The sequence below is a fragment of the Micromonospora noduli genome (genome assembly GCF_003264365.1).
Classification (GTDB): domain Bacteria; phylum Actinomycetota; class Actinomycetes; order Mycobacteriales; family Micromonosporaceae; genus Micromonospora; species Micromonospora noduli.
In genome coordinates, this window is sequence record NZ_PYAK01000020.1 from 62205 (window position 1) to 74181 (window position 11977).

At 70.4% G+C, this 11977-nt stretch carries 7 protein-coding genes; 4 read left to right on the forward strand and 3 right to left on the reverse strand.

The genetic code is table 11. The annotated features are described in order from the left end of the window. Window positions 1-259: 259 nt before the first annotated feature. Window positions 260-2038: a family 43 glycosylhydrolase gene (locus GUI43_RS17190; RefSeq protein ID WP_112699255.1), complete on the reverse strand. Its 1779-nt coding sequence runs from the start codon at window positions 2036-2038 to the stop codon at window positions 260-262. A gap of 692 nt (window positions 2039-2730) precedes the next feature. Here GUI43_RS17190 and GUI43_RS17195 point away from each other — a divergent pair. From GUI43_RS17195 to GUI43_RS17205, 3 genes are all read left to right on the forward strand, one after another. Next, window positions 2731-5064, forward strand: coding sequence for a beta-L-arabinofuranosidase domain-containing protein (locus GUI43_RS17195; protein WP_112587283.1), 2334 nt, complete (start codon window positions 2731-2733; stop codon window positions 5062-5064). 160 nt (window positions 5065-5224) lie between these two features. Beyond that, entirely contained in the window at window positions 5225-6163 is a 939-nt protein-coding gene (locus GUI43_RS17200) for an SMP-30/gluconolactonase/LRE family protein (RefSeq protein WP_112699256.1), read from the forward strand. Window positions 6164-6294: 131 nt separating this feature from the next. After that, complete coding sequence (locus GUI43_RS17205; RefSeq protein ID WP_249037774.1) at window positions 6295-7173, forward strand: endonuclease/exonuclease/phosphatase family protein; 879 nt, start codon at window positions 6295-6297, stop codon at window positions 7171-7173. Between the two features lie 46 nt (window positions 7174-7219). On the opposite strand, the gene GUI43_RS17210 is transcribed toward GUI43_RS17205, so the two are convergent. Continuing rightward, window positions 7220-8104, reverse strand: a complete 885-nt coding sequence (locus tag GUI43_RS17210) for an MHYT domain-containing protein (RefSeq protein WP_112587290.1) — start codon at window positions 8102-8104, stop codon at window positions 7220-7222. 165 nt (window positions 8105-8269) lie between these two features. Then, window positions 8270-11071, reverse strand: a complete 2802-nt coding sequence (locus tag GUI43_RS17215) for a DEAD/DEAH box helicase (protein ID WP_112601110.1) — start codon at window positions 11069-11071, stop codon at window positions 8270-8272. Between the two features lie 86 nt (window positions 11072-11157). Between GUI43_RS17215 and GUI43_RS17220 the strand changes: the two genes are divergently transcribed. After that, on the forward strand, window positions 11158-11928 hold the full coding sequence (locus GUI43_RS17220) for an HAD family hydrolase (RefSeq protein WP_112587894.1): 771 nt from the start codon (window positions 11158-11160) through the stop codon (window positions 11926-11928). Window positions 11929-11977: the final 49 nt, after the last annotated feature.

The following is an 11977-nucleotide window of genomic DNA, read 5'->3' on the forward strand; positions in this document are numbered from 1 at the left end:
GTCGCCGTCGCGGCAGCGGTGCGGGGAGTCCTGACCCGACGTCCGGCATGCCCTGGGCGGACGTCGCGGGTCGAGGTGCCACAGCAGGTTCGCCCGGTGAACCACAGGTGCGGCTGCCCTCAACCATCGACTGTGAGCGATAACATGCCGTTCGTCAAGTCGTAACCAACCGCGCTGGGAAACCTGTCGCTCCGTCGCAGTGGTGGGGCACGTCGCCGTGCTGCCGGAGCCGCGCCGAGCACGGCTCCGGCAGCACCCGTCACTGGAACGTAGCGTCGTCGACGAGGAGGCTGTCGGTGCCCTCGGCCGTCTCGACGTAGAAGGCGGCGCTGGTCAGGGTGCCGCTCCACGACACTGTCGTGATGCCGGTGAGCAGGGTCCAGCCGTTGACGTTCACCCCCACCGCAGGCGTCAGCTGGAGGTAGTTCGTCGTGCCGTTCGCGGTCAGCGACAGCGTCGCCTTCGCCGACGGGGTGCCGCCCTGTGCTCGTACCCAGACGTTCGTGGTGTAGCTCTTGCCGTTGGTGAGCTTGGCGGTCACGTCCTGACTGGGGCCGTTCCAGGCGCCGGTCCGGCCGGTGATCGACAGTGATCCGCTGCCGCCGTGCGCGACAGTGGTGTTCCTGGCGAGGGTGCCGCTGCCGTGCACACCCCAGCCCGTCGTGCCGTTCTCCACGTCGCCGTTGGTGATCAGGTTGGTGGCGCTGCCGCCACCGGTGCCGCCGAACTGCCACCAGTTGATGTTGAACAGGTTGCCGCTGCCGCCGGCGAAGCGCAGGTAGAGATCATGGGTGCCGGTCGCTCCGCTGACCGAACAGGTGCTGGTGGTCCAGGTCTGCCAGCCGCCGGTGCCGCCCACGGTGCAGGTGCCCACGGTCGGGCCGTTGGCGCTGTCGAGGCGTACCTCGATCCGGCCGCCGCTGGTGGCCGACGCGACCCGGGCGCTGAACGCTGTCGCACCCGCGCCGAACGCGACGCCCTTGACCTTGATGTAGTCGCCGTTCTCGATCCAACCGACGTTCATCCCGCCCTCGCTGGACGCCTCGGTCTCGATCCCCGAGCCCCAGGCGATCGTCTCCGCCTCCTGTCGCACGTACGGGTTCAGCGTGCCCACCTGCGGGGCACCGGTGTTCGTCATCGTGATGGCCGGGAACAGGCCATTGCTGGTGTAACTGAACTTCTCCACCGCGACCGAACGGGTGTAACCACCGCCACCGGGCAACGCCCCGTTGTGATAGAAGAAATACGAACCACCCTGGAAGTCGATCACACCCGCGTGATTGGTGAAGCTAGCGCCCTGCCGCGGCATGATCGTTCCCCGATATGTCCACGGCCCCGTCGGCCCGGTCGCTGTGGAGTACGCGATGAACTCGGAGCAGCACTCGGCCGCGAACACGTTGTAGTACAACCCGTTGCGCTTGAACACCCACGGCCCCTCCTCATACAGCGTCGGCCGACTCGCATTACCGTTACGGGTACCGAACCCCGCCGTCGTGAGGGGAATGCGTGTCGCACTGCCGGAGAACGAAATCATGTCCGGGTTCAACTTCACGTACCACAGACCCGGGTTACCCCAGTACAGATACGCCTGCCCGTCATCGTCGATGAACGCGTGCGGGTCGATTTCGTTGTTGCCGACCAGTGGTCGACCGAGCGCGTCGCGGAACGGCCCGGTAGGGCTGTCGGCCACCCCGACGCCGATGACCATCTGCCCGTTGGAGCGCTGGCGCACCGGCACGTACCAGTAGAACTTTCCGTTACGCGGAACGACCTGCCCGGCCCACGCGTTGGCGTCCGCCCACGCGAACGTCGCCAGATTCATCGGCGAGCCGTGATCGGTCCAGTTCACCATGTCGGCGGACGAGTACACCCGCCACTCACGCATTGTGAAATAGGTGGAACCGTCCTCGTCATGTCCGGTGTAGAGGTAGACGCGGCCGTTGTGCACCATCGGCGCCGGGTCGGCGGTGTAGATGTTCTGGACGATGGGGTTGTCGGCCTTGGCCGTCCCCGGGATCAGTGCGAGGACACAGCCCATGCTTGCCAGCCAGGCGATGGCGCGCCTGGCCCAGCGGGTGGCCCGAGTTGTGGTTCGATCCTTCACTTTCACGATTACTCCCACAGAGAGTGCGCGTGCGGATGTCTGACTGGGCGAGCGGCCGCCGTCGCGGCGGCCGCCCGAATGGGCTTTGCCGTTCGCGCGCCGGGCAGCACGACCGGCGGGCGTGTTAGCGCTAACAGTCTTAAGTGATTACCCCCTCCCCCATCTGAACTGGATTTTTCTGAGGCGCGGGATGACCGTCGTAACCACATCGCAGCATTGAGGTATCGACGTTGACATCGAAGATTTACGATGCACGGTACTGAGCTACCGGACGGGCGTCAACGGAGGGAAGGCCGTCGTCAACCGTCACGCACGGTAACGCTCCGATGATCGCGAGCCAGCCGGATGTCCGTTTCGGACCACAGCCGCCACCGGATGCGGTGACCCGGGCCAGGTCCTCGCGGGAATGGGTCACCGAGGTGCCCCGGGGGTTGCGGGCGTGTTAACGACGAACTATGTTAGCGATCACATCGATGTGCCGCGATAAGCGCAGGGGTGGGCACCCGGCGTCCACGGCGACCCACGTCCCACCCACCCCACCGCACCCGGCGTCGGCCCCCTTTGCCGCCGACGACCCACCGCCATCGATGGCGGGCCCGACGTACCCGGCCACCTGGAGGTTCCCCATGCCACCCCTGCCCCTCAGCCGCCGCCACCTGCTTCAGGCCGCCGGAGCCACCGTGGTGGTCTCCGCTAGCGGCGTCGCCGTCTCCCCCGGGAGCGCGTCCGCGGCCGTCGTGCCCCCGGCCCGGCCCGACATCGGCGTCTCGGCGTACGCCTTCGATCCGGGTCAGGTACGACTCACCTCCGGCCGTTGGATGGACAACCAGACCCGGACGCTCAACTACCTGCGGTTCGTCGACGTCGACCGGATGCTCTACAACTTCCGCGCCAACCACCGGCTGTCCACAAACGGCGCCGCCACCAACGGGGGCTGGGACGCACCGAACTTCCCGTTCCGGACCCACATGCAGGGCCACTTCCTGAGCGCGTGGGCGTACGCGTACGCGGTGCTGGGCGACACGACCTGCCGGGACAAGGCCAACTACATGGTGGCCGAGTTGGCCAAGTGCCAGGCCAACAACTCCGCCGCCGGGTTCGGCGCGGGCTACCTCTCCGGCTTCCCGGAGTCCGACTTCACCGCGCTCGAGGCACGGACACTTTCCAACGGCAACGTGCCCTACTACTGCATCCACAAGACCCTCGCCGGTCTGCTCGACGTCTGGCGCTACATCGGCAACACCCAGGCCCGTACGGTGCTGCTGGCCCTCGCCGGCTGGGTCGACACCCGGACCAGCCGGCTGAGCTCCAGCCAGATGCAGTCGATGCTGGGCACCGAGTTCGGGGGCATGAACGACGTGCTCGCCGACATCTACCAGCAGACCGGCGACAGCCGATGGCTCACCACCGCGCAGCGGTTCGACCACAACTCCGTGTTCAACCCCCTGGCCTCCGGCCAGGACCAGCTCAACGGGCTGCACGCCAACACGCAGGTGCCCAAGTGGATCGGCGCCGCCCGGGAGTTCAAGGCCACCGGGACCACCCGTTACCGGGACATCGCCAGCAACGCGTGGCGAATCACCGTCGGCGCGCACACCTACGTCATCGGCGGCAACAGCCAGGCGGAGCACTTCCGGCCGCCGAACGCCATCGCCGGCTACCTCAGCAACGACACCTGCGAGCAGTGCAACACGTTCAACATGCTCAAGCTGACCCGGGAGCTGTGGCTGCTCGACCCGAACCGGGCGGACTACTTCGACTTCTACGAGCGCGCGCTGATCAACCACCTGATCGGCGGGCAGAACCCGGCCGACAGCCACGGCCACATCACCTACTTCACCCCGCTGCGGCCGGGCGGACGTCGCGGTGTGGGCCCGGCGTGGGGTGGCGGCACCTGGAGCACCGACTACAACTCGTTCTGGTGCTGCCAGGGCACCGGCCTGGAGATCAACACGAGGTTGATGGACTCCATCTACTTCTACAACGGCACCACACTGAGCGTGAACCTGTTCACGCCGTCGGTGCTGAACTGGACGCAGCGCGGCATCACGGTCACCCAGACCACCAGCTTCCCGGTCAGTGACACCACCACGCTGACCCTGTCCGGCTCGATGAGCGGGTCGTGGAGCATCCGGGTGCGGATCCCGTCCTGGACCAGCGGCGCGACGATCGCCGTCAACGGCACGGTGGAGAACGTCACCACCACGCCGGGCAGCTACGCCACTGTCACGCGCACCTGGGCCGCGGGCGACACCATCACCGTGCGGCTGCCGATGCAGGTCGCCGTCAAGGCCGCCAACGACAACGCCAACGTCGGCGCGATCACGTACGGCCCCTCGGTGCTGGCCGGCAACTACGGCAACACGGCCCTGAGCACCCTGCCCACCCTCACCGTCTCCTCGATCACCCGGACCAGCACCAGCTCGCTCGCGTTCACCGCCAGCGCCAACGGGTCCACTGTGAACCTCGCCCCCTTCTACGACGCCCACGGCTACAACTACACGGTCTACTGGAACACCAGCGGCAGCGGCGGCCCCACCGGCAGCTATCGCCTGGTCAACGTCGGCACCGGGCTGGTCCTCGGTGTCCAGAACATGTCCACCGCCGACGGTGGTCTGGCCGTGCAGTGGGCCGACAGCGGCACAGCGGACCACAACTGGGTGGTCATCACCGACGGCAACGCGGTCCGGTTCCGCAACGTCAACAGCGGCAAGGTCCTGGGCGTGGAGAACATGTCCACCGCCGACAACGCCCGCGTCCTGCAGTGGGCCGACAACGGCACCGCCGATCACCGGTGGATCCTCGTGGACAACGGCGACGGCACCTACAAGATCCGCAACGTCAACAGCAACAAGCTGCTCGGGATCCTGAACGGGTCAACCGCCTGGGGAGCGCAGGCCGTGCAGGATCCGGACAACGGCAGCGCTGACAACCGGTGGAGGCTGGTCCGCAACGCCTGACCTCCGCCCCGCTCGACGGGCTCACCGGCGCGGTCACCCGAAGGCCGCGCCGGTGACGCCGAGCGGGCGCCCGCCAGCGGTCGTACAGTGGGGAGGGTCCTGGCCCCAGTGAACGTGGCGGACGTGTCGGCTCGTGCCGCTTCCGCCCGGAAGGAGCACAGTGAACCGCCCCCTCCGCACCACGCTCGGCGGCGCGTTGACCGCCGCCATGCTGGCCACCGTCGCCGTCGCGCCGGCGCAGGCGCACCCCGCCGGGCGGCCGCCGGCCGTCCTCGCCCTCCCCGACGGGTTCCAGCCCGAGGGCATCGCCACCGCCGGCCGGTACGCCTACTTCGGCTCCCGCGCTACCGGTGCCATCCAGCGCGTCGACCTGGTCACCGGCCGGGGCACGACGATCGGCGCGGCCACCGGCACGCCGTCGCTCGGCCTCAAGGTCGACCCGCGTGGCCGGCTCTTCGTCTCCGGTGGCACGGCTGGCGACGCCCGCGTGCTCGACACCCGCACCGGCGAGGTGCTGGCCCGCTACCAGTTCGCCACCGCCCCGACGTTCGTCAACGACGTCGTGCTGACCCGCGACGCGGCATACTTCACCGACTCGAACCGGCCGGTGCTCTACCGGCTGCCGCTCGGTCGCCGTGGGGCGCTGCCGCCGGCCGACGCCTTCACCACGATCACGCTGACCGGCGCGTACGAGCAGGTCGGCACGGGGGTCAACCTCAACGGCATCGCCACCACACCGGACGGCCGGGCGCTGATCGTCGTCCAGTCCACCACCGGCACCCTGTACCGGGTCGACCCGGCGACCGGGGCGAGCACCGTCGTGGACGTGCCAGGCCACACCTTCACCAACGGCGATGGGCTGTTACTGCTCGGCCGCACCCTCTACGTCGTGCAGAACCGCCTCAACCAGATCGCGGTGGTCCGGCTGAACCACGCCGGCACCGCCGGAGCGCTCACCGAAACCATCACCGATCCGAACTTCGACGTACCCACCACCGTGGCCAAGGCGCTGGGCCGGCTCTACCTGCCCAACGCCCGGTTCACCACGCCACCGACCCCCACCACGCCCTACACGGCCGTCGCGGTCCGCACACACTGAGCGACCCGAGGGGGTACGCGCCGCGCGGGTGCCCCCTCGGCCCACCGCTCTGGATCTCGATCGCCGATCGGCCGCCAGTAGGATCACTGGCACCCGGCGACGACTGTCGCCTCGTGCCCCCCGGAGTTCGTGTGGCTGCCCGTCCGTACCGGTTCCTGCGCCGAACCCTGGCCGTGGGCTGCCTTCTCGCCGCCGCCGCACTGCCGGCCGCGCGGCCGGCCACACCGTCGGCCACACCGCCGACCACGCCCACCAACGTCATCCCGGAACCCACGGTCCTGCGGATGCTCCAGATGAACCTCTGCAACAGTGGCCTCGCCGGCTGCTACACCGGCCACGCGATGGCCAGGGCCGCCGAGGTGATCACCGCCGAGGCGCCCGACCTGGTCACCCTCAACGAGATCTGCGCGGGCGACCTGTCGACCCTGCGCGGGGTGTTCCAAACCGTCCACCCTGGCCAGACCATCGTGGCCGCGTTTCAGGCCGCCGGCGACCGCCCGAGCGGAGACGACACCCGCTGTCGCAACGGCCAACGGTTCGGCATCGGGCTGCTGGCCCACGTGCGGACGCCGGCCGCCCCGAGCAACGTGTACGCCGGAACCCACCCGACGCAGGACCTCGCGGACCCCGAGGAACGAGCCTGGCTCTGCGTCGACGTCGACGGCGCCCTGCTCGCCTGCACCACGCACCTGTCGGCCACCGGCTACCGTGTGGCGCTCACCCAGTGCGACCACCTGCTCGACACCATCCTGCCGACGATCGCCCGCGACGCCGGGTACGAGCCCACCGTGCTGGGCGGCGACCTCAACCTGCGCGCCGGGCACGACCCCGACGTGCGGTCCTGCACCCCGCCGGGCCATCAGCGGGTCGACGACGGCCGACTGCAACACATCACGGCGACCACCGACATCACGCTCTGCTGTCGCGCCCTGGTGCCCATGCGCGGCGCCACCGACCACCCCGGGCTGTTGGCCACCCTCACCATCGGCCCCAGCCGCCGGCCGGCCTGATCCGCCTCCTCAGCGGGCGCGGACGGCGCGGGCCGGCCGTACGGCGTCAGCGCGGCGGCGTGTCCCGGCGGGACGGGAACGGAGTACCGGGCTGGCCGAGGGTGGAGCGGGCGCGCAACCCGACCGGGTCGGGAGCAGCGGTGGGCACCGGAGCCGCCGGCTCCGAGAGCCGCCGCCCGTCCAGGTACGCGGTGGCGGCCCGGTCGTCGTCGGTCGGAGCGGCGAGCAGCGCGTAGAGCAGACCGACGACCCCGAAGACCACCGCCAGCACGATCGGCACCAGCAACGTACTCACCCCGGCGCCGGTCACCTCGCCGGTCCGTTCGTGGCGGTGCACCGACAGGGCGCTCATGCCGGTGAAGTGCATCCCGTTGACGGCGATCCCCATGACCAGCGCGGAGGCGAAGATCGCCAACCCCCGCCGGACGGTCATCGCGAGCCACAGCGCGACGGTGGACGCCACCACGGCGATGACCACCGAGAGCACGACCCGGACCGTGTCGTAGCCGAGGCTGCCGTTGAGGCGCATGGCGGCCATGCCGGTGTAGTGCATGGAGGCCACGCCGGCGCCGGTGAAGATACCGCCGGCGATCAGGCGTACCGGATTCAGCCGGCCGGTGCCCACGATGGCCAGGCCGATACCGACCGCCACCACGGCGATGGCCGTGCTGGCCGCGGTCAGCGGCACGTCGTAGCGGATCCGGGTGTTCTCGACAGCGAAGCCGAGCATGGCCATGAAGTGCATCGCCCAGATGGCGGTGCCACCCAGCGCCCAGGCCGACAGCAGACCCCACCACGCCCGCTGGCCGCTCGTCCGGGCCGTGCGGATGCGCCCGGCGCAGACCAGACCGAGGATCGAACCGAGCACGGACAACGCGTAGCTCAGCCCGGGCGTGATCCACCCGTACTCAAAGTGATTGATCTCCGCCACGGCGGCTTTCTCCCCATTCGTTACCGACGCGTCAACAAGACGCCTCGGCAATGATCGGGGGTGCCGTGATCAGGCGCAACAGTGCCCCCCGGGCGATCCGAGGGGTGCCGTTGCGGTGACCGTCCGCTGCGTCGATTCACCGACGATAATGACTGAGCGTGATTGTCAGGCTGACGTGTGGTACGCGAGAACGCCTCGATTGACGGCCGCTATAGCCTGTCGGGCCGTCGACCGCAGCTCCGTTGTGGCACCGCCGGAGTCGGCAATCTGACCAAGCAGGTCGACGACCTGTCGGGCCCACCGGACGAAGTCACCGGCGGGCATCTCACCATCGATCTCGTGACCGCTGCCGAGCACCTTGGCCAGCGCCTCACCCCGGGCCCACCGGTAGACGGGCCAGGCGAAACCGAGATCCGGCTCCCGGGTCGCCGTCAGCCCCCGCGCCGCCTCGTCGGCCTCGATCTCCCCCCACAGCTTCAGCGTCTCGTCCACCGCGTCGGCCACCGGCCCGCGCGGCAGCGACGCCCGCTCGTCGACATCGCGGCGCGCCTCGAACACCACCACAGACACCGCGGCGGCCAGCTCGGCCGGGGACAACCCGTTCCACACCCCCCGGCGCAGGCACTCGGCGACCAGCAGGTCCGCCTCGGTCCAGATCCGGCCCAGCATCCGACCGGCGTCGGTGACCGCGCCGTCGCGGGCGAGGTAGCCACGCTCGGTCAGCAGCGCCACGATCCGGTCGAACGTTCGAGCGAGGGACCCCGTACGACCACTGACGCGCTCACGCAGCTCCTCGGTGTCGCGCTCCAGCCGCCGACGCCGCTCCGCCCAACGGGCGTGCTCCTCACGCTCGGGGCACGCGTGGCACGGGTGGTGACGCAGTTCGGTGCGAAGCTGGGTGATCTGGTGGTCCTCGCCGGTCACCTGCCGGGAACGGCCCCCGCGTCGGCCACCGTGCCGATCCAGGCCGGTGCCGCTGACCTCGGCGGCGAGATCCCGCCGGGCGCCCGGCGACCGGTGGTTGAAGTGCTTGGGCACCCGGATCCGGGCCAACACCTCGGCCGGAGTGGTGAAGTCGCCGGGGCTGACCCGCCCGGCCCAACGGTCCTGGGTGAGCACCAGCGGCCGGGGCTCACCGAACCCACCGGTCGCCGGGTCCAGCACCACGGCCAGCCCGGCCCGCCGCCCCGACGGCACCCGGATCACGTCGCCGACCCGCAGCCGCTCCAGCGAGGCCACCGCGGCAGCCTTGCGCTGGGTCTGCCCCTGCCGGGCGATCGCCTTCTCCCGGTCGGCGATCGCCACCCGCAGCGCGAAGTACTCGTCGAAGTCGCCGTGGTGGCAGGCGGCCTCCGCGCCGTACGCCTCAATGGTCTCGGTGTTGCGCTGCACCTGCCGGGCCAGGCCGACCACCGACCGGTCTGCCTGGAACTGGGCGAACGAGGACTCCAGCAGGGCCCGAGCCGGCTCCGCGCCGACAGTGCCGACCAGGTTCACCGCCATGTTGTACGACGGCCGGAAGCTGGAACGCAGCGGGTAGGTGCGGGTGGACGCGAGCCCGGCCACCTGCCGTGGGTCGGTCTCCGGGGACCACACCACGACGGCGTGCCCCTCCACGTCGATGCCCCGACGGCCGGCGCGCCCGGTGAGCTGGGTGTACTCCCCCGGGGTCAGGTCGACGTGCGCCTCGCCGTTGTACTTGACCAGCCGTTCCAGCACCACGCAGCGGGCCGGCATGTTGATGCCCAGCGCGAGGGTCTCGGTGGCGAAGACCGCCTTGACCAGGCCGCGGACGAACAACTCCTCGACGATCTCCTTGAACACCGGCAGCATGCCGGCGTGGTGGGCGGCCAGGCCGCGTTCCAGGCCGTCCAGCCACTCCCAGTAGCCCAGCACCGTCAGGTCCTCGCCGGGAATGGCGGTGACCCGCGACTCGACGACACGGCGGATCTCGGCCCGCTCCTCCGCCGAGGTGAGCCGCAGCCCGGCGGCGAGACACTGCTGCACCGCTGCGGCGCAACCGGCCCGGCTGAAGATGAACAAGATTGCCGGTAGCAGACCCTCCCGGTCCAGTCGGTCGACGATGTCCGGGCGCGACGGGCCACGCCAGCGCGGGCCACGCCGGCCGGCACCGGGCCCGGCGCTGCGCCCCTCACCCAACTCCAGCCGCCGCGCGGTCTCCCGGGTATAGCGCAGCAGCTCCGGGTGCACGTCGTGCTTGCGGGCGGCGTCGGCGTCGTGGAACAGGTCGAACATCCGCTTGCCGACCAGCATGTGCTGCCACAACGGCACCGGCCGGTGCTCGCTGACCACCACGGCGGTCTCACCGCGCACGGTGACCAGCCAGTCGGCGAACTCCTCGGCGTTGGAGACGGTCGCCGACAACGAGACCAGGGTGACGGAGGCGGGCAGGTGAATGATCACCTCTTCCCAGACCCCACCGCGGAACCGGTCGGCCAGGTAGTGCACCTCGTCCATCACCACGTACGCGAGGCCCTGGAGGGTGCTGGAGCCCGCGTAGAGCATGTTGCGCAGCACCTCGGTGGTCATCACCACCACCGGCGCGTCGCCGTTGATCGCGTTGTCGCCGGTCAGCAGGCCGACCTGCTCGGCGCCGTACCGGGCGACCAGGTCGTGGTACTTCTGATTGGACAACGCCTTGATCGGCGTGGTGTAGAAGCACTTGCGCCGGGCCGGTGGGGTCGTCGCGTCGGCGGCGGGCACCGGGTCGTCGGGCCGCCCACGCAACGCCAGGTGGACGGCGAACTCCCCGACCACCGTCTTACCGGCGCCGGTGGGAGCGCAGACCAGCACACCGCTGCCCCGCTCCAGCGACTGGCACGCCTCCCGCTGGAAGTCGTCGAGATCGAACCCCAACTCGAGGGCGAACTCGTCCAGCGCCGGAAACTGTGCGGCTTGTGCGGCCTTGCGGCGCGCCGCTGCGTACCGCTCGGCGGGGCTCGACATGGCACCAAGATTAGTGCGTGCCGAGCCATGTCACCCCACAAGGCCGTCCCGAGGCACGGTCGGGGGCGGTCGGTAGGGTGCACGGCGTGCCGGACCATGCCGAACCGCCCCAGACCAGTCCGCCGGGCACCGCCGAGGCGCCCGCCGCCCGCCGGGCGTCCCGACGCCCTGTCAAGGCGGTGCTCTTCGACTTCCACGGCACCCTGGCCCAGGTGGAGGACCCCCAGCGGTGGGTGCTGGAGGCCGCGGCGGCCTGCGGCGTCACCCTGGACCGGGTCCGCGCCACCTCGCTGGCCGACCGACTGCTGACCGCCGGCCGCGCCGGCGGGCCACTGCCGGCACGGGTGCCGCCCCGACTCGCCGAACTGTGGGCCGACCGGGACCTCTACCAACACGCCCACCGGGGCGCGTACACCGGGTTGGCCGAGACCGTCGACGCCGGCATCGACGGCTTCGCCGACGCGCTCTACGAGCGGCTGCTGACCACCGAGGGCTGGCTGCCGTACGCCGACACCGCCCCCACGCTGACCGCGCTGCGCGACGCCGGGGTGCCGGTGGCGGTGGTCAGCAACATCGGCTTCGACCTGCGGCCACACTTCGACTCCTGGGGGCTGACCGACCTGGTCGGCGCGTTCGTGCTCTCCTACGAGGTGGGGCGCTGCAAACCCGACCCGGCGATCTTCTGGCGTGCCTGCGGCATGCTGGGCGTCGACCCGGAGCAGACCCTGATGGTCGGTGACACCCCGGCCGACGCGGGCGCGGTGGCCGCCGGCTGCTCGGTGCTGGTGCTCCCGGCAGCCGAGCCGGGCCGGGAGAACGGGTTGGGCGCGGTGCTCGACCTCGCCCTACCCGGCTGACCGGCGCTGGCCCGACCCGTGCGCACCGTTGGTCACGCCGGTGGACACC

Bases quoted from the DNA above. Each gene is read 5' to 3' on its own strand.
- GUI43_RS17190 (WP_112699255.1), bottom strand. From the start codon at position 2,038: ATGGGCTGTGTCCTCGCACTGATCCCGGGGACGGCCAAGGCCGACAAC.
- GUI43_RS17195 (WP_112587283.1), top strand. From the start codon at position 2,731: ATGCCACCCCTGCCCCTCAGCCGCCGCCACCTGCTTCAGGCCGCCGGA.
- GUI43_RS17215 (WP_112601110.1), bottom strand. From the start codon at position 11,071: ATGTCGAGCCCCGCCGAGCGGTACGCAGCGGCGCGCCGCAAGGCCGCA.